This window comes from Pseudanabaena sp. FACHB-2040, assembly GCF_014696715.1.
GTDB lineage: Bacteria > Cyanobacteriota > Cyanobacteriia > Phormidesmidales > Phormidesmidaceae > JACVSF01.
Genome location: NZ_JACJQO010000005.1, coordinates 829,224 through 852,600, shown reverse-complemented (window position 1 = coordinate 852,600; position 23,377 = coordinate 829,224). Strand labels below are relative to the sequence as shown.

Sequence of the window (23,377 nt, the reverse complement as noted above, 5' to 3'; positions counted from 1 at the left end):
GCGAATGCCAGTGAAACAGCGGGCGGAACGGTAGAGCCGCATGACAGCGCAAGGCCACCTTGTAGAGACGTTACCGGCTGCCTCTCTATGCCTGTGTGAAGAACCCTCGCCAAATCTCTAAATGCGAAACGCTGAGCTAAATCGCTCAATTCCAGCTAGATCTGAGTGAACCTGAATCGCTCTATAAGTCCCCTGCTGTTCCAGCAACGCCCTGACAGCAGGGGACTGTCCTGACATCATCTCAGCTAGCCAAAACCCGCCCGAGCATAGGTAATCCGGTGCTGTCTTAATCAGCTCCCGCATGGCATCTAAGCCATCTGGCCCGCCATCTAGCGCCAGCGTCGGTTCATGGTTCACTACCTCTGGCTCTAGCCCTTGGACGGTCGCGGTTGGAATGTAAGGGGGATTAGAAACCAACCCTGCCACCTGGCCCTTGAGCTCAGCTAAGGGGGCAAACCAGGCACCTTCGCAGAAGGTGATGCGTGGCTCCAACCCATTTAGGCGCGCGTTTTCACGGGCGGTTGCTAGGGCAACTGCACTGACATCAACGGCATAAATTTGGGCCTTTGGTAGAGCTTTGGCTAGGGCTAATGCGATCGCACCACTCCCCGTTCCCATGTCTACCCAAATGCCCTGCTGCAGCTGCTCTGCTTGGGGGCTCAGGTGAATTGCGTCAAGCGCCAGATCAATAATCAGCTCTGTCTCAGGCCGAGGAATCAGCACCGCCGGAGATACCTTTAGCGTTAGGTCGCGCCAGCTTGTCCAGCCGACTAGGTACTGCACCGGCACCCGCTGCTCAACTCGCTGCTGCCATAACTCAGTCAGGCCCTCTAGAGAGACCCCAACTAGAGTCACAGGATGCTGCTTAAATGTCCCTAGTCTCAGCGCAAGGCTGTCTACATTGCTGACTGCCCTCAGCAGCCAATCCACCTCAGCCGAGTCAATGGCTGTACTCTGAGCCTGCTGCCTGGCAGCCTGCCACCATTGCCACAGGTCTTTGCCTGCAACCGTATGTTTTGGAGCAAGACTGTCAGAACCAAGATTCATGTCTTAAATAAGGGGTCTTTCTCCCCCGCTTATTAAGGGGAGCAGGGGGTTAGCCAACGAGCCATACCGCTTAAACAGCCCCCACACTAGAGCACTCGCAGGACACTAGCGATGCTGTCAATAGCCGTCGTGCCGCGCAGCTCATCCAGTGCAGTTTGGAAGTTAGCTTCCTTCACCTCATGGCTGACAATCACAATTTCCGAACAGTTGTCTCGCATGCCAATCTGCACGACCGATTCCAGGCTGACGTCGTGGTTGCCAAAGCAGGTGCCTAACTTGCCGATTACGCCAGGTTCATCCCTGGCCAGCAGGCGCACATAAAAGCGACTAACGATGTCGGCCATCGGGCTAACTTTGCAGTAGTGCTGGTGCGAGCAGGCCAGCAGCGGATTTGCTACTTTTGCCTCGCCCCTAGGACTGCTTTGAGACTTTAGGTTAGCGGCCAAGTTGATCAGGTCAGAAACCACGGCGCTGGCCGTTGGCCCTGACCCCGCTCCCGGTCCAAAGAACATGACTTGCCCAATCGGGTCACCCTCCACCAAGATAGCGTTGTAAACCTCGTTGACGCTGGCCAAAGGATGATTTTCGGGCACCAGGGTTGGATGCACCCGGATCTGTAGCTGCTCTAGGGGGTCTTGAGAAATTAGGCTGGTATCGCGGCGTGCGATCGCAAGCAGCTTAATCACGAAACCCAACCGATTCGCGTAGGCAATATCGGCTGCCGTAACGTTGCGAATCCCCTCTGCATAGACCTCAGATAGCTTTATTCGACCGCCAAAAGCCAGCGACGCCAGAATGGCAATCTTGTCGGCTGCATCTAGACCATCTACATCAGCACTGGGGTCTGCCTCGGCGTAGCCCAACCGCTGAGCATCAGCCAAAATGGGCTCAAAGTCGCCCCCCTCCCGCTGCATCCGAGTCAAAATGTAGTTTGTTGTCCCATTGACAATGCCGATCACAGCGTGGATGCGGTTTACCCCCAGCGCCTGCTTCAACGGCTGAATCACCGGAATGCCGCCGCCTACAGCAGCCTCCAGCAAAACATACACCCCAGCCTCATTAGCCGCCGTAAAGATCTCATTGCCATAGCGAGCGATCACGGCCTTATTAGCCGTAACCACATGCTTCCCGTGGTCAATGGCCTTAAGAATCAAAGAGCGAGCTGGCTCTAGTCCGCCCATCACCTCAACGACCGCATCTACGTCAGGATCAGTCACGATCGACTCTAGGTCAGTCGTCAACTGCTCGACCGGGATCTCGACTTGGCGGGGTTTATCTAGAGAACGCACCCCCACCCGCACAATTTCAATGTCTTTGACCAGCGGATGCCGCTCAGCCGGATCAAGCAAGATCTTGGCTGTACCTGTCCCCACCGTTCCCAATCCTAGAAGGCCAATCCTAACCGCCAAAGCTACCCTTCCTATCTCTGCGCTCTCTACCCCCCAATTGTAGGCGGATCTCGCCATCAACCCAAATTGGGCCAACGGTTCCCACGACCTGCCCCACAAGGTGCCCTAAAACAGATAGAGACGCGATTAATCGCGTCTCTATCTGTTTCATCTGGTTCTGGTTGGCCTTGTCCTCAAGGAGCCTTAATAGGTCTCAACGTGCCAGCGCTCGTCCCGCTTCATTTGCTTACGGAAATCATTCCAGTCAACGCCGTGCTTAGCGGCCTCAGCCGTCAGCGCCTCGTCAATGCCGTCTTCCATACCTTTCAGACCACACATATAGGTGTGGGTGTTGGGCTTTTGCATCAGCTCCCACAGTTCGGCGGCATACTCAGCCACGCGGTCTTGAATGTACATCCGACCACCCTTGGCGTTTTTCTGCTCCCGGCTGATTGCGTAGGTCAGGCGGAAGTTATCGGGATACTCAGCCGCCATCTCCTCTAGCTCCTCTTTGTAGAGAATGTTAGGAGACACGGGAATACCAAAGACCAGCCAGGCCAATCCCTTGAACTCGTAGTCAGGGTTAGCTTTCTTCTCTTCTGCTTTAAACATGCGCCAGAGGAAAGCTCGGAAGGGGGCAATACCCGTTCCCGTTGCCAGCATGATGACAGTGGCCTCAGGATCGTCGGGCAGCAGCATTTCCTTGCCGACCGGGCCTGTGATCTTCACTTCATTTCCCGGCTGAATGCCACACAGATAGGTGGAGCAAACTCCGTAGACCTTCTCACCGGTTTCGGGATGGTCGTACTCTAGCTGACGCACACAGAGCGACACTGTTTTGTCGTCCATATCGTCGCCGTGACGGGTCGAAGCAATCGAGTACAGGCGCAGCTTATGAGGCTTACCAGCGGGATCGGTGCCGGCCGGAATAATGCCAATGCTCTGGCCTTCTAGGTAGTGGAGGTTGCCACCGGACAAGTCAAACTTAATGTGCTGAACCAGGCCGATCCCGTCTTTTTGAACCAGAGGCTCGTTAGAGATCACTTTACCGACGAAAGGATCTTTAGGCTTATAGAGGTTGACGGGAATAGATTTCTCCGCCTTGGGCTTCGCTTGAGTCATGGGCTTAGGGGTCTCTTCTGCTGGTGCGGTTTGTGCAACAGCTGATGCCGCAGTCGGGGTACTCAAGGCTGCTCCGTTCTCGACAGGGCGAATGCTTACGATCTGGCCACCTAGTCTGGCAATTCGCTGCATTTCTTGGTTCATACGGTTGTAAGGTACCGTAATAAACACGCTACCGCTCTGCCGAATGGGGTAATTCGCCCGGTCTGTTTCCACGGATTGCCGCAGACCCTTGACCTCGTATACAAAGAGACGGCTACCCGCCACAGAGTTCGCGTTACCGCCACTTACGCTTGGATTGTACATGTTTAACTTGTGACTCTCCGAACCCAACTAACAACTACGATGGAGTGAATAAGCTTTTTCTTGGGTAAACCAGCCTGAGCAGAACCGAAGGAAGCCCTCGAAGACGGTTCAAGCTAATGTTTACCCTAGCGTATCACTGTAATGCAGCCTAGTTGCCGCAGCTCACGAGTCTTGAGCAGCCTAAAAGTAGCCACCATAGATGTAGGCACAGCTATGTACTGGTTAGAGGCTAACGAATTTTCTCTAAGAAGATTGTGATCTTTGACGCTTTTTGCTTTAAAGGCGAATAGCGTAACTGCCTGCAGGGTGTTGAGGGTCGCCAGATACCGCCAAACCTAGCTTGAAAGGGCCATTAGCTTTCTTATAGAGAGAGCGATCACTCAGTTGTAGGGGGTGTCGGCTTCTGGTAGGATGCTACTAGCGATTAGTATGAAATACTTACCGCCCTCCGTGCCTTCAGCTCTTTGAGGTTGGGGCGTTGGTCTGAACTGAGGGGTCGGGCTTGACTTCTCCGGCACTGGTGATGTTATCCGTTTTGTTTTTCGTTTGGACTGACAAAAGTCGGCCTGCGAGCCTCGAACCGGCACTAACATTGCAGGGAAAATCTGGCCCGATGGGCTCGTTCAGAAAGATTCTGTCCCCTGATTGGGGATTTCCTAAGGCAGGCACCTGACGCCTGAGGAGGAATCTGGGAAGCTGCCGTCGTTTTTATGTCTGTTGTTTAGAGGGAAGCTATGACCAGTAAGCCAGACCGCGTGGTTTTGATCGGTGTTGCCGGAGACTCTGGATGCGGCAAATCTACTTTTTTGCGTCGTCTTGAAGACCTGTTTGGCGAAGAGTTTATGACGGTCATCTGCCTAGATGACTATCACAGCCTTGACCGCAAGCAGCGTAAGGAGCAGGGCGTTACAGCACTCAACCCCAAGGCCAACAACTTTGATTTGATGTACGAACAAATCAAAGCTTTGAAGGAAGGGCAGTCTATTGACAAGCCCATTTACAACCACGAGACTGGCGAAATCGATCCGCCGGAGCGGATAAACCCCAACCACATCGTCGTGATTGAAGGTCTACACCCACTCTACGATGAGCGCGTGCGGGCGCTGCTTGACTTCAGCGTGTACCTCGATATCAGCGATGAAGTCAAAATTGCCTGGAAGATTCAGCGGGACATGGCTGAGCGGGGTCACCGCTACGAAGATGTTTTGGCCTCTATCAATGCCCGCCGTCCTGACTTTGAAGCCTTCATCGACGTGCAAAAGCAGTACGCCGACGTAGTTATTCAAATTCTGCCCACCCAGCTCATTCCTGATGACCAGGAGAAGAAAGTCCTGCGGGTACGCCTGATTCAGCGGGAAGGCATTGAAGGCTTTAGCCCAGTCTACCTGTTTGACGAGGGTTCCACCATTGACTGGATTCCCTGCGGTCGTAAGCTGACCTGCTCATACCCCGGTATCCGTATGCACTACGGCCCCGACGCCTACTACGGCAATGAGGTGTCTGTTCTGGAGGTAGACGGCCAATTTGATCGGCTCGAAGAGATGATCTACATTGAGAGCCACCTGAGCAACACCTCCACTAAGTACTATGGTGAGATGAGCGAGCTGCTGTTGAAGCACCGGGAATATCCTGGCTCTAACAACGGCAGTGGTTTGTTCCAGGTGCTGGTGGGTCTGAAGATGCGGGCGACCTATGAGCGGCTGATTGCGAAGACGCCTGAAGTGGCTGCTAAAGCTTAAGGGGCAAGGCCGTAGGCAAAAGGTAGTAGGGTTTGTTGTCACCTTGGCGCAACGCACCGACTCATAATAGTAGGGTGTGCGATCGCAACGCGTGACGCACCTGCTAGTTTGCTGACTGGCCTGCCCTTGCTGGATGTCGGCCTGTAGAAACGGTCAAAAAAGATATTGGAAAAGGGAGAAGCTGGTTCAGTTTCTCCCTTTTTGTCGTGGCTCAAGCTCAGCCTGATCGCCCAAAAGAAACATCGTGAGGGAGCATTAGTAGCTGGGAACACTGAATGCCAGAGATCAGGTGTGGCTTCTGTTTCTCTGCCTTTCACAGGGTTATTCAAGTGTCTGATTACGAAAATCTGCTTTATCAAATTACCAGTCGTATTCGTCAGTCTCTAGACCTTAAGGAGGTCTTAGAGTCTGCTGTAAAAGAAATCTTCAAACTTCTTAAAGTTGATCGCGTTAAAATCTACCGTTTTGAGCTGGATGGGAGCGGAGAAGTTATTGCTGAAGCTGTCAATGCGGAGACTCTGCCAAGCCTGCTCAATCTTCGCTTTCCGGCAGCAGATATTCCGCCTGAAGCTCGGGCCCAGTTTCTCAAGTCTCGCCTGCGGGTGATTGTTGATGTGTCGGCTCAGCGCAAAACGGTTAGCAGCCGGGAGGAGCTACCCCTTCATACCGGAACTGCAAAGCCAACCGACTACAGACAGGTCGATCCTTGCCACCTGGAGTATCTCTCTGCGATGGGAGTGGCCTCTTCTCTGGTCATGCCTATTCTGCATCAGGAGGGGCTGTGGGGGCTGCTGGCGGTTCACCACTCGACGCCTCGTCGCTTTAGTGAGCGGGAACTGCAGATCCTGCAGCTGTTGGCAGACCAGCTAGAAATTGCGATCGCACAGTCCTCTCTCCTACTCCAAGCGCAGCAGCAGGCTGAGCACGAAGCCATTGTTAGCCGTGTCGGCCAGATCTTGCACTATCCACTGGCGCTACCCAGCCTACGCCAGCAGGTACTCGAAACCCTGGTAAAAGAACTCAATGCCAGCGGCGGCCGACTGCACTTGCTAGGAGATCGGGTCAACCCCCATAGCCAGACCTATACCATTGGTGATCAGCCGCTAGAGCCAGCACTAGAAGATCTGCCCCTATGGCAGGCATGGGTAGACCAGCAAATCCGTGGCTTGGTAGTAGAGCCCAATCCAGAGATTCATCCCGCTTTTGCTCGGCAGGAATTAGCGTCTCTAGGCTCAGGGCAATCAGCCGTTTACCCCAGCAGCCAGCCCTTTTCTGGAACCCTGCTTGATCTTCAGCAAGACCTGTGGAAGCCGCTGGTCGCCCTGTTTGATCCGACCCCTATTCGCTCTTTTCTCGTAATTCCCCTGGCCTTTCAGGAGCATTACCTGGGGTACATTACGCTGTTTCGCCGGGGCTATAACGTCAGTATTGCCTGGGCTGGTCAGTGCGACTCCAACCAGCGGCTGCGGTTTCCCAAGCTGTCTTTTGAGGTGTGGCGAGAGCTGCGCCAAGATCAACCCGACCGCTGGAGTGCTGAAGAGCTGAAGCTGCTGCAGGCCATTGGCCTGCACCTGTCGATGTCGATTCTGCAGCGGCGGATAGAAGCGATGGTGCGCTACCAAAGCTCCCACGACAGCCTAACCGGCCTACCCAATCGCCTGCTGTTTACAGAGCGGCTGACGTTGGCGCTAATGGAAGCCGACCAGTCCAACGAGATGATCGGCATCGCCATTTTGGACATCAACCGCTTTAAGCGCATCAATGAAAGCTTGGGGTCAGAAGCGGGCGATCTCTTGCTGCAGCAGGTAGCTGAGCGGCTTCAGGCTAACCTACGGCCCCAGGACTTTTTGGCTCGCTGGGGCAGCGACGAATTTACCCTGCTGCTGCCGGGGCTGCACTCAGCAGAGGACGTGCTGGCCCTAATCGAAGAGATCATGCGGCATGTCGCAGAGCCGTTTCACCTCCATGACCGGGAAATTTACATCACCTCTAGTCTGGGCATGGCGCTAGCTCCCTACGATGGCGAAGATGCCGATACCCTGCTCCGCTGCGCCAGTGTGGCGGTGAAAAAGGCACAGCAGGAGGGGCTTCATACCTTTCAGCTCTATCAGCGGGAAAAAGGCCCAGCGGCGTTGGAAGCGCTGACGCTAGAGGGCGATCTCAGGCGCGCCCTAATCAGCCAGCAGCTGGAGCTTTATTACCAGCCTCAGCTGGAGATTGCGACGGGGCGATTGATTGGGCTAGAAGCGTTGATTCGCTGGCAGCACCCGACCCTAGGCTTTATTTCGCCTGGTGAGTTTATCCCGCTGGCCGAGGAGACGGGATTGATCCACGATATTGGTCGCTGGGCCCTGCAGACGGCCTGCCAGCAGCAGCAGCTCTGGGGAGAGGCTGGTTTTCCTGACTTGAGGGTGTGCGTAAACCTGTCGCCCAAGCAGTTTTACCGGGCCGATCTGCCTCAGTTGATTTGGGAAGCATTGAATACTTACAGCGTTTCTCCGGCCTGCCTGGAGCTGGAGATTACTGAGAGTGCGGCCATGCAGGACATGGACTCAGCCATTCGCATGCTGAAGCAACTGCGGCAGATGGGTATCCGCATTGCTCTAGATGACTTTGGTACGGGATATTCTTCTCTGACGGCCATCAAGCATTTTCCGCTGGATACCCTGAAGCTAGACAAAGCTTTTACCCAAGACCTGATGGACAATCCAGGCGATGCGGCCATCGCCCAGACCATCGTGGCGCTGGGCCGGGGCTTGGGCCTGACGGTGATTGCTGAGGGCGTTGAAAGTGAGTCTCAGCTGCATGTCCTGCTAGGGCTGCAGTGCCACTGTGCCCAAGGCTATCTGTTTAGTCGTCCCCTCAGTGCCCAGGGCATGATGCGGTTCATTCAAGAATACTGCGCTCCTGAAGGGGAGAAAATCTGCTGCAAAAATCGAACTACTCACCTCCGCTTTTAGCTTGGCTGAATTTCAAGCCTCTATGGACTGAGGCTGATCGATAAAATAGCCCTGCACATAGTCAATGCCGATGCCGCGTAGGGTATTGAGGGTGGCTTCGTTATCGACCCACTCAGCGATGGTCTTTAGCCCCATGACCCGCGCGACCTCGTGGATCGATTTGACCATGACAAAGGCAACGGCATCGGTTGTGATGTCTCGAATGAAGCTGCCGTCAATCTTGAGAAAATCGACCGGCAGCGTTTTTAGTGAGGTCAGGGCTGACATGCCGCAGCCAAAGTCGTCGAGGGCAAAGTGGCAGCCCAGCTGCTTGAGGGCGTGGATGATGGCGCTGGCGCGAGTTAGGTTTGCGATCGCAACTGTCTCCGTAATCTCAAAGCAAACCTGCTGCGGTGCAACTGCCCGAGCCGCCATTTCTGTTTGAATGAATTCCACCAGCCGATTGTCGTTGAGGCTGGCCCCTGAGAGATTGATGGCAAAGCGAGAGAGAGGCTGGTCTGCGGCCCCCTCTGACAAGTTGGCGACGGAAATGGCCTGGCGCTGGCCAAACGCTTTAAAAGCATGGCGAATTACCCAGCGGTCTATGTCAGGCATAAGACTATAGCGCTCTGCTGTGGGCAAAAAGGCATTGGGCAGGTGCAGAGTGTTGTCGCGATCAACCAGGCGCAGCAGCAGTTCACTGTGGAGCGGCTGGTCTTTACCCCAGGGATCAACCACCTTTTGCTGATAGAGGCAAAACCCGCCCTGATCAAGCGCCTGGGTCAGCCGAGAGACCCAAACCATGCCAAATTCTGAGCTGTGGTCGCCTTCTACCTCCTGAAACTGGCAGACCCGGTTGCGGCCCTCGTGCTTAGCCCAGTAGCAGGCCAGATCGCCTTGGCGCAGCACCTCCGTTGGTGGCAAAGCCCCATCTATGGTCGTAATGCCGATGCTGGCTCCGATGGTAAAAGACTGCCCCTCCCACAGAAAGCGGAACTGCTGGATCTCGTGGCGGATGACTTCTGAAATCGCAGTTCCTTGGTCGAGGCTGCAGTCGTAGAGCAAAATGCCAAACTCATCGCCCCCTAGGCGAGCCACCACGTCGCTGCCTCGCACCTGGCTTTGCAGCAGCGCACTAATCTGCCGCAGCAGCTCATCTCCTGCCAGATGACCGCAGGTATCGTTGACAATTTTGAAGCGGTCTAGGTCTAGATAGCAGAGGGTGTGCTGAACAGCTTTGGTCGGGGGCTGTTGGGTGATCTCCTGCAGCAGTCGCTCAAACTCGTTGCGGTTAGTCAGACCTGTAAGCGCATCGTGGCTAGCCTGCCAGTGGAGTTGCCGGGCCAGCCGCCGCTGGTGGGTGATATCTCGCAGCACCAGCACCACCCCATGAATGCCGCCTTGAGCATCGCAGATCGGTGAGGTGGAATAGTCGATGATGCGCTCCTGCTGTTCTCGGTCGATCAAGCGCCCGGTCATGGCTACCGCTTGGGGCTGGTCTATTAGGGGCAACCCCTTGAGTAGAGGGGGTTGGGTCTGCCCCGTGGCCTCGTCAAAGCAGGTAAATACCTGATACAGGTTGAGGCCTCGAGCCTGCTGCTGAGTCCAGCCCGTGAGCTGTTCGGCAATGCGGTTGAGAGACTGGATTTTGCCGCTAGCATCGGTAGTGATGACCCCGTCTCCGATTGACTGCAGGGTAATCTGGGCCAGCTCCTTTTCCGCCATCAGGGCATATTGGCTTTCCTTGAGAGCATCTACGGCCAACTCATGAATTAGGGCCTGGGCCTGAAACAGCTCATGGATATCGAGCAGGCAGATGCCCTGATCTGGCACCTCTACCGCAATCGGTTCGTAGAAAGACTCAGCTTCTCGTCGCAGGGCTTGACGGGCAGCCGCCACAATTGGGGTAGAAACAGACAGCGACCAGGCTCTGACATCTACGCAATGACAAATGGTTGCCAAACTGCGCCGGGCAAATAGCTCAAGACTAAAGGGCCGCCCCATCAGTTCATAAAACCGCTGCCGAGACAACACCCCAAAAAAAAGCCCAGCTCGTTTTAAGATCAGGCCGGGCAGTAGGGGGTAGTGATCAAACAGCTCGATTACGCACTGTCCTGGCTCTGTGATCTCTAGAGCCACTCGATGGAGAGTCAGGGCGTCGAGGGTGGACTGTAAATGTAAGTTGGGAGGGATGGACCGCTCTTGGGTGACCCCTGCTCCGGATGCTGCAACTGTAGATGTCATGGCCGTCAAACTGTTTCCCTGGTGGTGTGCCTGTGTTCGCTCTGTTCAGACTTAACAAAATTACAAGTAGGGATACGTCCGTAATTTCTCGGAAGTTTCTTTCCTCTTATCAATCCTTCATGGGTATTGGCCCACTCTTTGTCCGAGACTCAAACAAGTCTGGTCTGCGGCAGGTTGTAGGCCAGGGATTGAGCAAAACCTACTAGAGCTGAGACCTGTGATCGTACGCATAGCTAAAGCGGCAATTTTTGTAACTTCATATACGGTTTTTGCGGAGAGACGGCTCAATTTTTCTGGTCTTGCCAGTGAGCTAGGAAGATGGCTTTCACTGCATTCACCGCAGCCGATAAAGCTTCACACTCTCTGTAATTCTGCTGGGGAAGTCTTGGCAAAGGTTACCCTTGGGATAGGGCCAGGGAACTGCTCGAAAACGTGTCAAAATGTAAAGCGTGTGGATAACTTCTTCGCCAACTACTGCTAAGGGGCCAGCGTACGTGGCGCTGGGCAACTTCGATGGGGTCCATCTAGGGCACCGGGAGGTAATTCGTCCGGTTCTGGAGGCGGCTCAGGCTAAAAAAGACGCTGTTAGCCAGGTGGCGGGCTCTGTCAATGACGGTATTGACGCTTCGGTGCTAGATCTGGCCTCTTTGGCTTTGTTTAGGGGCTATAGCGATCGCAAGTTTTCGATCATCAATAGCGACGGCCCGGCCGATGCCCCTCAGCCCAGTTGGGCACCGCCGATTGCGACCGTTCTCACCTTTTATCCCCATCCCCAAGAATATTTTTCGGGTGTTTCTCGCCCCCTGCTTACGCCGATTGATGAAAAGGCACTGCAGCTCAAGGAAATGGGGGTAGACCAGCTGGTATTGCTACCTTTTAACCAGGAATTAGCCAGCCTTAGCCCAGAACAGTTTGTCGATCTGATTTTGGTGCGGCATCTGCAGGCCCGCCACATTAGCGTAGGCATTGACTTTCGCTTTGGCTGCAAGCGTTCGGGTTCGGTAGAAGATTTGCAGAGGCTAGGTCAGCGCCAGGGCATCGGTGTGACCGTTGTGCCGCTGCTAGAAGACAACTGCGATGGTCAAGGCGGCCATCGCATCAGCAGCTCCCGCATTCGTGCTGCTCTTGAAAATGCTGATCTGGCAACTGCAGAGCAGCTGTTAGGGCGGCCCTATGGCCTGACCGGACGGGTAGTGCAGGGGCAGCAACTAGGCCGTACTCTGGGCTTTCCGACCGCTAACTTAAAGGTGCCTGCCGAAAAGTTTTTGCCCTGCAACGGGGTCTATAGCGTGCGCGTGTTTGGCGTTAAAGACGACCCTCGGCCCTTTATTGCGGGCGTAATGAATATTGGCAGCCGTCCTACTGTCGATGGCACCACGAAAACCATTGAGGTTCACCTGCTGCAGTGGTCGGGCGATCTCTACAGTCAGACCCTGAGGGTGACGCTAGATCGCTATCTGCGGCCCGAACAGCGCTTTGAGTCGCTTGATAGCCTCAAGCGCCAGATTAAGGCTGACTGTGAGGCCGCCTTAGCCCCCACAGGGTCTTAGTCTAGAGCCTTGGTGGTAGAGGCTGAGCCTAGGGCAAAGTGGGCAAATCAGCCTGAAGCAGGGCATGATAAGCCTAAAGGCACCTCAGCAGTAAAGTTTCATGCCCGCACCTTCAATCCAGGCATCTTCTAGTGCTATGCGCGATCGCATTGATACGCTCTACCAGAACCTCAATAAAACCGTTGTTGGCAAGTCAGACGCCATTCGGCTGGTTCTCGTAGCCCTATTTTCAGGGGGCCATGCCCTGCTGGAGGATGTCCCTGGCGTAGGCAAGACCCTGCTGGCTAAGTCGCTTTCCCGCTGCCTAGACGGCTCCTTTCAGCGCATCCAGTCCACTCCAGATCTAATGCCCACCGACGTCACTGGCACTAATATCTGGAACCCCAGTACGGGTGAGTTTCAGTTTATGCCGGGGCCTGTGTTTACCAACGTGCTGCTGGCCGACGAGATAAACCGAGCTACGCCCCGCACCCAATCGGCCCTGCTGGAGGTGATGGAGGAGCATCAGGTGACGATTGACGGCATTTCTCGCCCCGTTCCCGACCCCTTCTTTGTGGTTGCCACCCAAAACCCGGTGGAGTATCAGGGCACCTTCCCTTTACCCGAGGCGCAGATGGACCGCTTTGCGCTGTCTTTTAGCCTGGGCTACCCCTCGGCAGATGAAGAACTGCGAATGCTGCAGCAGATGGAGGCAGGCATTACCCCGTCGTCTCTGCAGCCCTGCATCACGCTGGAAGAGGTGAAGCTGCTGCGCCAGCAGTGTGCCAAGGTGCGAGTAGAGGAGTCGCTACAGCACTACATTTTGGACCTGGCTCGCTTTACCCGCAATCATGAGGCCATCACGCTTGGCGTTAGCCCGAGGGGCACAGCTGCTTTTTATCGGGCGGTGCAGGCGCTGGCCTTTATCGAGGGCCGTGAATACGCTATTCCTGATGATGCCAAGCATTTAGCTCCTTACGTTTTGGCTCATCGGCTGATTCCGGCGGGCAATCATCAGGCGATGGCGCTGATTGATCAAGTGCTTAATGCAGTGCCGATTCCTTAGGGCAGCAGGGGCGCAGACCTTGCGCCCCTGAGCGGCCTCTGGGAAGCCTAAGCGCTACTCAATCAGCAGATGTTTGGTGGTAATTACCATCCACTCGCTGGGGCGGCCTGTGGGAATAGGGTCGCTCCAGTTGTCAGCGTCGGCATAGCTGAGGGTGTGTAGCTGCTTGATGTTGCGATCGATGCCTTCGAGGCTGCCATAGAGCAGCACGCGGATCTTGTCGCGCCGAGGCTGGCGTTGACTCTTGGGCGGTTGGGCAGGTGGATTTGTGAATGCCTGAGCATCCGGATCATTGGATTGAAACATGGTGGTTCTGGGTTCCTATGTGGTGTGTTTAGGAAACCAGAACTCACTTTCCTAGCAGCCCCGTCGGTGTGTGCAATCGGGGCGGCAGGGGAGGTAAACTAACCTCCAAGCCTCCGAACTGCCTATATCAGCTTCGGGGGAATAGTCGCCTGTTTGTGCGGTCAACACTTGCAGGCGGCGCTAAGTCCATGAGTTCTGTGTCTCAACTGTCGGACTTGACAGCTTAATGACTGAGAATACGGTGTGTGCTGAGCAGACGTCAACCGTATCGGAGAAATTTTGTTTTTGAGCGGCGGTTGGGATGCCAGTAACTCCCCCGCACGTCAACAATGCGCCAAGCCTACAGCCATTTCGCTGTATCACCACCGATCCTCAACGTGACGGACAGTACCGTCAGTAAAGGTGTTATTCATCAGATTTGGTGTTAAACCTTCGTTCGACTGCTGCGTTTTGAGCGGGTTGGATACGGCTGGAGGTAATAGGTAAAACAAAGCATTACAAAGAAGCAAGAATACACAAGACAGCCATTAGGAAAGCCTGCTTGAGTTTTAAGGTTAATAGCTTTTGGCTTGTTCAGCCCTTTTAGAAATTATTATGAATATTGGGATTATTGGTTCAGGCAATGTCGGTAGTGTATTAGGTCAGCTGTGGGCAAAAGCTGGTCACCAAGTCATGTTTAGCTTTTCGCGCGAGCCAGAGCGCCTACAAACTCTCGCAGCTCAAGTTGGCGCTAATGCAACCAGTGGAACCCCCGCAGAAGCCAAAAATTTTGCAGATGTTGTGTTGTTTGCGACTAATTTTTGGTTAGCTCAAGAGGCGATTAACCAAGCAGGTTCTTTTGCTGAAAAAGTTGTAATCGACACAACTAACCCTTATCAATGGGACGATAAGGGCGGCATTGTTCGCATGGTTGATGAGAACATATCGGGTGCCGAAACCATTCAAAAACTAATGCCAGGAGCCAGAATGGTCAAGGCATACAGCAGTTTTCGGCCTAGCTCTTTGCAGCAATCGGCAGAACGTCCCTTGGAGCAACGGCTAGCGGTTGCGATCGCATCTGACGATGAATCAGCAAAAGCAATAGTGACTCAACTGGTAGAAGATAGCGGGGGTCGCCCGCTTGATCTTGGGCCACTGCATAATTCAAGTTTGATGGAGATTCCTGGCATTTTCTCCTCTACTGATACCCTTACCTTGGATGCTGCACTTGAGCGAAGGCAGCAAGCGCTTGGTTATTAAAGCCAGCGACACAGCAACTTCGGTGCAGCGAACTAACTCAAGCTATTTATGGTGTTGCAGGTGTCAGTAGCCTCTGACTAAAAACGTTAATCTGCTTCATATTGATTGTGGCAGTATTCACGGGGACAAACAAGAGACTTAGAGCTGATCAGCGGGTAATGCTGCCGGATGATGGCCTGAATTACCTTGGGCAAATTTTAGGGAAATCCAGGTAAAAAAATGAAGCCTATCCCACGACAATTGCTGCAACTTTACGTTGGCGACAGTGAAACAAACAGAGACCGTCATGCGACCTGGCTAGAACTCTTCTTTGACCTTGTATTTGTTGTTGCGATCGCACAGCTTGCACATCTGCTTCATGATCATCTGGATTGGGGGGGCATTGCCAACTTTGCAGTGCTGTTTATCCCTATCTGGTGGCTGTGGATTGATTTTAGCTATTACGCCGATCAGTTCAATGTAGAGCAGGGATTTTACCGTCTCGTTATGCTGGGCATTATGTTTGGCATGATTGTGCTGGCGTTAACGCTTCCAGAGGCGCTGCAGGTTGGGGGATCTGCTCTGTTTGCTAGTGTTTACACAGTACTGCGATTAGTCATCGTTGGCTTATATTTTCAGGCATGGCGGCTGGTTCCTCAGTCACGGGAATTGACCAAGCGATATACCATCAGCTTTTCGATTGCGCTGGTGTTCTGGCTGGTATCGATTGCCCTGCCACCGCCGACGCGATTTTTCCTTTGGGGTGTAGCGCTGTTAATTGAAATTACCACTGGGCCCATTACCTACGCCACGATTCGTTCTGTGCCCAGGCAGGTTTCGCACATGGATGAACGGTTTGGATTATTTGTCATTATTGTTTTAGGAGAAGCGATTATTGCAGTAGCAAGCGGTGTTGCCGACCTCCAATGGCAGTGGCAAGAAATTCTAACCGCGAGCGCTGGGTTTATTGCAGCCGTGAGTCTTTGGTGGATGTACTTTGAGCGAGTCGATGATTCAGTTATTAATACAGCACTGCACGGTGATCGTCTCGCTTTGATGCGTTCCTATGTGTATGGCTACAGCCACGTATTGGTATTTATGGGCATTGCGGCAATGGGGGTGGGAATTCAAGCCACCATTGAAGCCGCTGCCGCGACCAGTTTATCTCCTGCAACGCGAGTTGTACTCAGCGGTGGGGCAAGCCTGTTTTTGGTGGGATTGACGTTGGTTCAGTGGGCAACACCGCGATCGCTTCCCAACCGAGTTGTCGTGATGCGTGGACTCACAGCAATCATTTGTGCAGCATTAGCAGGATTCGGCAATTTCCTAACGCCCTTTCTCATGATGGGGTTGCTTGCCTTAATTCTGGCTGGTTTAGCAAAAGCAGATGGGTTGCGTTTGGAGTAGAGCTATTGTCTTGATTCAGTTCTACGTTTGGCTAAATCTACTGCATCCTGCTGCAAGCTCTTATTTCAAGTAGTAGTGTCGAAGCCTGGTAGACAATACTCACTTCGGCTCGGGCTTGAGATAGTCGCTCTGCTGATGCGATCGCACCTCCCCCTACCTTGCAAAACGTGAGGAATTCTCGTATTATCTCAAACGTGAGAATTTCTCGCGTCTGAAGACAATCTGCCCATGATTCCGCCCTCTCAGAATGCTGAGCCACTTCGCCGCGTGCCTCAACAGGCCCGCAGTCGGCAGCGGTTTAATCAAATTTTGGATGCCGCCGCGCAAATCTTTGCAGAGGTAGGTTACGAAGCTGCCTCAACTGAGCTAATTGCGGCTCGGGCTCGGACTTCTATCGGCTCGCTTTACCGCTTTTTTCCAGACAAGTTCACCCTTTTGCTGGCGCTGGCGGAGCGCTTTGCAGAGCGAATGCGAGAGCTGTTCGCCGCCCACTTCAATGCGGCAGCAGTGCAGGAGCCGCTGGCCCAGATTATCAGCAAAACGGTGGATGCTTTTGATGCTCTCTACACGACTCAGCCCGGTTGCCGCACTGTCATGCTGCAGTCGCGGGTTTCACCGGAGCTACAGGCGGTCAACATGCGAGTCGATCGGGAAATTGTTGTGCAGCTAGAGACGTTTCTAGCGTTGCGGCAGCCTCAGATGGGCTCTGAGCGGCGGCGGCTGGTTGCCTTTGTCAGCGTTGAGATTGCGGGAGCCCTGCAGCTTTTGTCTCTGGCCCAAGACGAGCAGCTACACCAGCAGATTGTGGCTGAAACTAAGGCGGTTTTGCTGGGCTATCTGGGGCCGCTTTTTCCGGACCCACTTTAGAGGCTGGGGTTGTTGGGTCGCGCTGCGCTTGACGCCACCTACGGGGTTTGGGAGTGGGGCTATTGCTATTAGCAGGAATGTTTGAGGAAGCAGGATGTCTAAGCAGATTGCGATTGTTGGGGCGGGGCCGGGTGGATTGGCTACAGCGATGCGGCTGGCGAGCCAGGGATATCAGGTGCAGATTTTTGAGGCGGCGGATCGGGTTGGGGGGCGCATGCAGGGCTTTGAAGATGGGCCTTATGCCTTTGATACGGGGCCGACTATTTTGCAGGTGCCGAGGGTGTATGACGAGCTGTTTGCCGAGTGTGGGCTAAATCGCGCCGATTACATTTCCTTTAAGCGGCTGGAGCCGATGACGCGGATACGGTTTTGGGACGACAGCCAGCTTGATCTGACTTCAGATCTAGAGGCCTTTAAGTCGCAGCTAGCGGCGATGCGACCAGACCTACCCGCCGCCTTTGACCGCTGGTATGCCGAGCACATTCGGAAAAATCAAATGGGCTATCAGTCCTATTTGGGTTCGCCGGTTCGCTCAATTTTGGGCTACTTGCGCCCGGCTGAGATTGCGGCAGCGCTGCCGTTTCGCCCGTGGGAAACGCTGTATCAACATTTTTGGCGGTTCTTCAAAGATGAGCGGCTGGCCTATGCTCTGAGCTATTCCTCCAAGTATTTGGGCATGCACCCGACTGTTGCTGCCAGCGTATTTAGCCTGATTCCGTTTTTGGAATTCTCGGAAGGCGTTTGGCATCCCACTGGTGGGTTCCGGGCGTTGGCTCGGGCGATGGGTCGGGCTGCCCAAGATTTGGGGGTGCAGATTCATCTCAAGTGTCCGGTGCGGCAGGTCTGGATCGAGCAGGGTCAGGTGCGAGGAGTTGAGTTAGAAAACGGCAACCGCATCTCTGCCGACGCAGTCGTGGTAAATGCTGACTTTGGTTATGCAATGCAGAATCTGCTGCCTGCTTCGGCGCGGGGGAGGTATTGCGATCGCAAGCTGAGCCAGATGAAATTTTCCTGCTCTACCTTCATGCTCTATCTGGGCATCAACCGCCGCTACGAAGATCTGCCCCACCACCAGATCTACCTGTCTGATCACGTGCGACGACGCGAACGGCCCTGGGTTGACGACTCTGCCCTAGACGAAGACAACCCCCCCTTTTACGTCTGCAATCCCAGCCTCATCGATCCTGAAAATGCGCCGGCAGGACACAGCACGTTGTTTGTGCTGGTTCCCATTCCCAATACAGCGCACGACGTAGACTGGGCCGCTAAGCAAAAAACCTACCGTGACTTCATTCTGCAGCGACTGCCCCTACTGGGCTATGAAAACGTGGAGCCGCACATTGTCACCGAACGCTGCTACACCGCCCACACTTGGCGCGACGACTACCGCGTACATTTAGGAGCCGTCTTTAATCTGGCCCACGGATGGGACCAGCTAGGCCCCCTGCGTCCTCCCATTCGATCAGAAAATGTAGGCGGCCTGTACTGGATTGGTGGTGCCGTGCATCCGGGCAGTGGCCTGCTGACCATTCTCGAAGCAGCCCGAAGCGCCAAAGTATTTATTGAAGCAGACTTTTCTGTTCACCAGAAAACATGAATACTAGTAAGCAGGGCCTTAGCGATCAAAATGAATTTGTTGAAGCTGCGATGAAAGATTACGACTGCAGATGAGGGGCAAGCTATCTCAACGACACTGCAATAAACGGTTGAGAACGGCTGAAAGTTGGTCTCACTATGTCAGTCCGCAGACAGACACTTGCTGGACCACAACCTAAGGTAGAAATAGAGAGAAAAAGAATGTTAATGAATGTCATTACTACTTCTTCTCCAGCTCTGCTTCAACGTTGAACGTGTTGCGCACCTATGGAGTTTTTGATCCTGGCAATAGATGATTGTGAGGACCATTGCTTATTAATGGCTTCTTTTTTAGAAAGTTTTGGTTACCAGTGTGTGAGTGCCTTGGATGGCAGCACTGCTCTGCAGCTAGCCCAACGTCACCAGCCCAACCTCATTCTGCTAGATATCTGCATGCCCAAAATGGATGGGGATGAAGTGCTTCGTTGTCTCAAACAAAATCCACAGACGGCAGCGATTCCTGTAGTTGCAGTGACGGCAATGGCGATAGGTACCCGTAAACGATTTTTGGCAGCAGGGTACGATGACTACCTCATGAAGCCTTTCACTAGCGAAGTTCTAGAGGCCATACTTCAGCGCCACCTTGTAGTGTCGCCAGCGACTTAAGTATGTAGCCGTATCTTATTTAAGTGAATTTTTTTGAACAAAGTTTAACAAGAAGAATCACCTATATAGTTAGCGTCTAGATAGAGGATAGATTAAGCAGTTCGTATGGATGGGCCTAATCGTGAAGAAGAACTACAGCAGGAGAATGTCTGGAGATCGGTCGTAGCCCCACTCAAAGCAGAAAGCGACGATCTGCTGGCTTACTCTCATTCACTTAGAGAAGACTCGCAAGCACTTATTAAACGGGCAAAAGAAGTGAGGGCGCGCTCCAAAGTAGCAAGAGCTCGATTGAATCAGCAGAACGTCCCTGCCACAGAGGATTGACTGATTTCTGATTGATAGATTGCTATAGCTTTTCACCCTATATCTGTATTTGTTGTACAGGCGAACTTAAGCCGAGTTGGTTCTCAGTGTAGAGAAGCTAGAGCAGGTAGCTCTGTAAAATGGTTGCCATAAGCACCCTTAGCAAATTTGTGCGATCGCTCAAGCCCGGAAAATTCTTAGGGCGGTAGTCAGAAGCGGCTAAAGCAGTGTGTTGGATTATATTTCTACACAGATAGGCAAACGGATACTGCTATTCATGCCCCAACAGCTCGGCCCAGATATTGAAAACCAGATCTTGGCAGCCCTACCCGAAGAAGAGTATGAGCGACTGCTGCCCAAACTGGAGAAAGTTCACATGGAATTTCACCAGACTGTTTGTGAGCCAGATCAGCCGATCGAGCATATTTATTTCCCTTTAAATAGCGTCGTCTCACTACTCAGCCTGATGGAAAATGGCGAGACCGCCGAAGTGGGAATTGTAGGCTATGAAGGAATTGTAGGTCTTCCCGTCTTTTTAGATGCCGACAGCACAACCAATCTAGCGATTACGCAAATTGAGGGGGAGGGCATGAAGATGAAGGCGGCGGATTTTAAGGAGGAGGCAAATCGGCAGGGGTCGCTGCAAACTCTGCTTAAGCGCTATACTCAAGCCCGGTTAATGCAGGTTTCGCAATCAGCTGCTTGCAACCGCTTTCACTCGGTAGAAGAGCGCTTTTGCCGCTGGATCTTGATGAACCACGACCGGGCTCGAAAAGACGAGTTTGTGATGACTCAGGAATTTGCCTCTCAAATGCTGGGGGTGCGTCGGCCTACGGTTTCAGTGGTGGCTAGCATGTTGCAAAAGGCAGGGCTAATTCGCTACAGACGCGGCAACATGACAATTCTTGATCGAGAAGGGCTGGAAGCAGGCTGCTGCGAGTGTTATCAAATTGTCAGAAAAGATTTTGAGCAACTGCTCGGCAGCAACCTTAGGAATAAAATGGGACAAAACTAAATAGACAAGAAGGCTGCCCGAGAGGATATACCAACCCCGGAAAAAAGTGCTGCAGATAGGAGGTAGGAGAGTAGATGGGTGGATAAGTAGCGGCTGTTTAGAGAATTGGTATAGGTAGGCATTGAGTAGGTTGGGTTTCACCTCGTTCAACCCAACATGGAGGGGATTCTTGGCTTTTGCTAAGGTTCAACCTACCCTAGAATTTTAGTCTTTTAGTCTAATACGCATCTCAGACTGCTTAACTCAAGGCCGTCATAACGGCCTGTTGAGCGACGGTTTGGTAAAGCGTCTTTAGATAAGCTGTGACAAACTGGGCATCTTCTGCCGGAAGCGGAATCGTGTCGAGCACGTCTAGCACCGTGGTTTCTGACGGGGTGATCACTACCAAGGAAGGATCGAGCGGGGCATCGTAGGTCCAGTAGTGGTCAACATTTAGGGCTGTTGTTGGAGGCGATGGCGCTGCAGCAGGTGCGCTTTCGTCTGTGGCGGCTTCATTAGGAGATGTTTCGGTGGCGCTGAGTCGTTTCTGCCGCAGGGCCTCAAGAATTTGGCCTCGGGTGCGGCCGCGCAGCTGAAAGAGCACAAAGGGATCTTCGCGGAAAAAGTCACCCAGCTGGTAATACACTGCCGCAATATGCTTGCAGGGGTTTTTGGGGTCGGGGCAGCTGCACTTGGAGTGGACATCGGAGAGGGTGAAGGGAAACAGGTTGAGGCCGCTGCCGGTAAAGACGGCTTCAATATCTGAGGGCATTTCTCCGGCCAGCAGTTGGGCCGAGTAAATTGCTTTTTCGGCCAGGGAATCGATCACGTAGCTCCAGTCTTCGTCGGAAAAAGCATCGATCCAGATCGAGAGCTTGTAGGGTTCGGGAGCGGTGCCCTGCACCAGAGCTACTACTTTGGTGCCCTTAAATTCCAGACTTAAGATGTTGCCTTCGCGAGCATAGATGCGGCCCCGCTCCAGACGCTTTTTGAAGCGGTAGGTGTTGAGCAGCTCTACCCACTGCTGCACCCACCAGGCTTCTTCCTGCAGGTTATAGTCTGAAGGGGTTGGCGTCGCTGAAAAACTGGTCATAGCGTAGGTGGAATAGGGGGCAGGGCGGGGGGCATCTGGCTCATTTTCTCTAGATCTAGCACGGCGGCTAGCTGATCGGGGGGCATCAGATTTTTCTCTAGCACTAGCTGCCGCAGGGACTTGCCGGTTTCCAGAGACTCTTTTGCGATCGCAGCCGCATTCAAGTACCCAATATGCGTGTTGAGAGCGGTGACCAGGGAGAGGCTGCCCTCGGCGTAGTCGCGGCAGCGGTCGCGGTTGGCCTCAATGCTTTTGAGACAGCGATGGGTGAGAGCAGCCAGAGTATTGCCCAAAATCTCGATGCTCTGGATCAGGTTGTAGGCAATCAGCGGCATCATCACGTTCAGCTCTAGCTGTCCGGCCTGGGCGGCCAGTGCGATCGCACTGTCGTAGCCCATCACCTGAAAACAGACCATCGAGGTCATCTCGGCCATTACCGGGTTGTATTTGCCGGGCATGATCGATGAGCCGGGCTGTACGGGGGGCAGCTGAATTTCTTTGAAGCCCGTCTTGGGGCCAGAGTCGAGCAGGCGCAGGTCGTGGGAGAGCTTGACGCAGTCTTGGGCCAGGTTGCGCAAAGCGCCAGAAACCGCCACAAAGGGGGCCATGCTCTGCATCGCCGCCATCAGGTGAGGGGCGGGCCGCAGCGGCTGATCGATTAGCTCTGCCAGTAGCGCCACGACCCGAAAGCGGTAGTCAGGATGGGTATTGAGGCCAGTCCCGGCAGCGCTGCCGCCAATGCCTAGCAGGGTCAAATCGCCTGATGCCGTCTCGATGCGGATCATGTGCTCACTGAGGATTTGGGCCCAGGCCCGAAAGTTTTCGCCCAGACGCACAGGCACGGCATCTTGCAGGTGGGTGCGGCCCGAGCGAACTACATCATGGAATTCCTCGGCTTTGTTGTCGAGGGTTGCGATCGCATCCGACAGCGCCGGAAACAGGCTGCGCTCTAGCGCCAGCAGCCCCCCCACCCGAATCGCTGTGGGAATCACGTCGTTGGTGGACTGGCCGTAGTTGACGTGATCGTTGGGGTTGACCCGCTGGTAGCTACCCTTTTCCTCGCCCAGCAGCTCTAGCGCTCGGTTAGCCAGCACCTCGTTAACATTCATGTGGTGCGACGTGCCCGCCCCAGCCTGGTAGACATCGACCACAAACTGGTCACGCAATTGGCCTAGCAGCACCTCGTCGGCGGCCTTGACAATAGCCTGGCTGATTTCTGGAGCAATGCAGCCTAGTTCGCCATTTGCGATCGCGGCCGCCTTTTTGATCAGCACACAGGCATCCACGTAAGTCGGCAGCGGCGTTAGGCCACTGATGGGAAAGTTTTCAACGGCGCGCAGAGTTTGAATGCCGTAGTAGGCAGTCGCTGGGATCTGCCGCTCCCCCATCGAGTCTTTCTCAATCCGATACGCCGCTGAGTTGGCCACCATAACCGAAACAAAATGCATTCAAAGTGAGTCATCCCTTCTAGAGTAAGGGATAATATTGGCATCTAAGCAATCAGCGGGAAGCATACGCGAGATTGAAGCCTGCCATCAGCAGGTGACAAACAGGAGTTCTCAGTCACT

17 protein-coding genes are annotated in these 23,377 nt (G+C 53.8%); 10 read left to right on the top strand and 7 right to left on the bottom strand.

The genetic code is table 11. The annotated features are described in order from the left end of the window. Nucleotides 1-117: 117 nt before the first annotated feature. The 3 genes from prmC to petH all read right to left on the bottom strand — a co-directional run bounded on the left by prmC (nt 118) and on the right by petH (nt 3,863). Complete coding sequence (prmC, locus tag H6G13_RS07535; RefSeq protein ID WP_190482523.1) at nt 118-1,047, bottom strand: peptide chain release factor N(5)-glutamine methyltransferase; 930 nt, start codon at nt 1,045-1,047, stop codon at nt 118-120. A gap of 86 nt (nt 1,048-1,133) precedes the next feature. After that, nucleotides 1,134-2,456, bottom strand: a complete 1,323-nt coding sequence (locus tag H6G13_RS07530) for a homoserine dehydrogenase (protein ID WP_190482522.1) — start codon at nt 2,454-2,456, stop codon at nt 1,134-1,136. 183 nt (nt 2,457-2,639) lie between these two features. Further along, on the bottom strand, nt 2,640-3,863 hold the full coding sequence (gene petH / locus H6G13_RS07525; protein ID WP_190482521.1) for a ferredoxin--NADP reductase: 1,224 nt from the start codon (nt 3,861-3,863) through the stop codon (nt 2,640-2,642). Between the two features lie 734 nt (nt 3,864-4,597). Here petH and H6G13_RS07520 point away from each other — a divergent pair. Both H6G13_RS07520 and H6G13_RS07515 read left to right on the top strand, forming a co-directional pair. Continuing rightward, nucleotides 4,598-5,602 carry a phosphoribulokinase gene (locus tag H6G13_RS07520; protein ID WP_190482520.1) on the top strand — a complete coding sequence of 335 codons (1,005 nt, stop codon included), beginning with the start codon at nt 4,598-4,600 and terminating at the stop codon, nt 5,600-5,602. Between the two features lie 329 nt (nt 5,603-5,931). Continuing rightward, nucleotides 5,932-8,562 carry an EAL domain-containing protein gene (locus H6G13_RS07515; protein WP_199305759.1) on the top strand — a complete coding sequence of 877 codons (2,631 nt, stop codon included), beginning with the start codon at nt 5,932-5,934 and terminating at the stop codon, nt 8,560-8,562. Between the two features lie 12 nt (nt 8,563-8,574). Here the strand turns inward: H6G13_RS07515 and H6G13_RS07510 are convergent, their stop codons facing one another. After that, nucleotides 8,575-10,785, bottom strand: a complete 2,211-nt coding sequence (locus tag H6G13_RS07510) for an EAL domain-containing protein (protein ID WP_190482518.1) — start codon at nt 10,783-10,785, stop codon at nt 8,575-8,577. Between the two features lie 449 nt (nt 10,786-11,234). On the opposite strand from H6G13_RS07510, the gene H6G13_RS07505 reads away from it, so the two are divergent. Together H6G13_RS07505 and H6G13_RS07500 are read left to right on the top strand one after the other, a co-directional pair. Then, complete coding sequence (locus H6G13_RS07505; protein WP_190482517.1) at nt 11,235-12,335, top strand: bifunctional riboflavin kinase/FAD synthetase; 1,101 nt, start codon at nt 11,235-11,237, stop codon at nt 12,333-12,335. Between the two features lie 136 nt (nt 12,336-12,471). Further along, nucleotides 12,472-13,380, top strand: coding sequence for a MoxR family ATPase (locus H6G13_RS07500; protein ID WP_190482927.1), 909 nt, complete (start codon nt 12,472-12,474; stop codon nt 13,378-13,380). Nucleotides 13,381-13,434: 54 nt separating this feature from the next. Here the strand turns inward: H6G13_RS07500 and H6G13_RS07495 are convergent, their stop codons facing one another. Continuing rightward, entirely contained in the window at nt 13,435-13,686 is a 252-nt protein-coding gene (locus H6G13_RS07495; protein WP_190482970.1) for a hypothetical protein, read from the bottom strand. A 564-nt stretch (nt 13,687-14,250) separates the two neighbouring features. Between H6G13_RS07495 and H6G13_RS07490 the strand changes: the two genes are divergently transcribed. The 6 genes from H6G13_RS07490 (at nt 14,251) to H6G13_RS07465 (ending at nt 20,737) form a co-directional block, all read left to right on the top strand. Beyond that, nucleotides 14,251-14,925, top strand: a complete 675-nt coding sequence (locus H6G13_RS07490) for an NADPH-dependent F420 reductase (protein WP_190482516.1) — start codon at nt 14,251-14,253, stop codon at nt 14,923-14,925. Between the two features lie 219 nt (nt 14,926-15,144). Next, complete coding sequence (locus H6G13_RS07485) at nt 15,145-16,311, top strand: low temperature requirement protein A (RefSeq protein WP_199305758.1); 1,167 nt, start codon at nt 15,145-15,147, stop codon at nt 16,309-16,311. 228 nt (nt 16,312-16,539) lie between these two features. Then, nucleotides 16,540-17,178, top strand: coding sequence for a TetR/AcrR family transcriptional regulator (locus H6G13_RS07480; protein WP_190482515.1), 639 nt, complete (start codon nt 16,540-16,542; stop codon nt 17,176-17,178). 94 nt (nt 17,179-17,272) lie between these two features. Next, nucleotides 17,273-18,775: a phytoene desaturase family protein gene (gene crtI, locus H6G13_RS07475; RefSeq protein ID WP_190482514.1), complete on the top strand. Its 1,503-nt coding sequence runs from the start codon at nt 17,273-17,275 to the stop codon at nt 18,773-18,775. A gap of 266 nt (nt 18,776-19,041) precedes the next feature. Continuing rightward, the gene (locus H6G13_RS07470) at nt 19,042-19,419 is read left to right on the top strand and encodes a response regulator (RefSeq protein ID WP_190482513.1); all 378 of its coding nucleotides are present in this window, start codon (nt 19,042-19,044) and stop codon (nt 19,417-19,419) included. Nucleotides 19,420-19,999: 580 nt separating this feature from the next. Further along, nucleotides 20,000-20,737, top strand: coding sequence for a Crp/Fnr family transcriptional regulator (locus H6G13_RS07465; RefSeq protein ID WP_190482512.1), 738 nt, complete (start codon nt 20,000-20,002; stop codon nt 20,735-20,737). 238 nt (nt 20,738-20,975) lie between these two features. Here H6G13_RS07465 and H6G13_RS07460 read toward each other — a convergent pair whose 3' ends face one another. Next, the gene (locus tag H6G13_RS07460) at nt 20,976-21,809 is read right to left on the bottom strand and encodes an SWIM zinc finger family protein (RefSeq protein WP_190482511.1); all 834 of its coding nucleotides are present in this window, start codon (nt 21,807-21,809) and stop codon (nt 20,976-20,978) included. Beyond that, nucleotides 21,806-23,257 (bottom strand): aspartate ammonia-lyase, encoded by a 1,452-nt coding sequence (locus tag H6G13_RS07455; RefSeq protein WP_242028180.1) that lies wholly within the window; start codon nt 23,255-23,257, stop codon nt 21,806-21,808. Before H6G13_RS07455 ends, H6G13_RS07460 begins: the two co-directional genes overlap by 4 nt. Between the last annotated feature and the right edge of the window lie 120 nt (nt 23,258-23,377).

Bases quoted from the DNA above. Each gene is read 5' to 3' on its own strand.
- prmC (WP_190482523.1), bottom strand. From the start codon at position 1,047: ATGAATCTTGGTTCTGACAGTCTTGCTCCAAAACATACGGTTGCAGGC.
- petH (WP_190482521.1), bottom strand. From the start codon at position 3,863: ATGTACAATCCAAGCGTAAGTGGCGGTAACGCGAACTCTGTGGCGGGT.
- H6G13_RS07520 (WP_190482520.1), top strand. From the start codon at position 4,598: ATGACCAGTAAGCCAGACCGCGTGGTTTTGATCGGTGTTGCCGGAGAC.
- H6G13_RS07510 (WP_190482518.1), bottom strand. From the start codon at position 10,785: ATGACATCTACAGTTGCAGCATCCGGAGCAGGGGTCACCCAAGAGCGG.
- H6G13_RS07500 (WP_190482927.1), top strand. From the start codon at position 12,472: ATGCGCGATCGCATTGATACGCTCTACCAGAACCTCAATAAAACCGTT.
- H6G13_RS07495 (WP_190482970.1), bottom strand. From the start codon at position 13,686: ATGTTTCAATCCAATGATCCGGATGCTCAGGCATTCACAAATCCACCT.
- H6G13_RS07485 (WP_199305758.1), top strand. From the start codon at position 15,145: ATGAAGCCTATCCCACGACAATTGCTGCAACTTTACGTTGGCGACAGT.
- H6G13_RS07480 (WP_190482515.1), top strand. From the start codon at position 16,540: ATGATTCCGCCCTCTCAGAATGCTGAGCCACTTCGCCGCGTGCCTCAA.
- crtI (WP_190482514.1), top strand. From the start codon at position 17,273: ATGTCTAAGCAGATTGCGATTGTTGGGGCGGGGCCGGGTGGATTGGCT.
- H6G13_RS07470 (WP_190482513.1), top strand. From the start codon at position 19,042: ATGGAGTTTTTGATCCTGGCAATAGATGATTGTGAGGACCATTGCTTA.
- H6G13_RS07465 (WP_190482512.1), top strand. From the start codon at position 20,000: ATGCCCCAACAGCTCGGCCCAGATATTGAAAACCAGATCTTGGCAGCC.
- H6G13_RS07460 (WP_190482511.1), bottom strand. From the start codon at position 21,809: ATGACCAGTTTTTCAGCGACGCCAACCCCTTCAGACTATAACCTGCAG.
- H6G13_RS07455 (WP_242028180.1), bottom strand. From the start codon at position 23,257: ATGCATTTTGTTTCGGTTATGGTGGCCAACTCAGCGGCGTATCGGATT.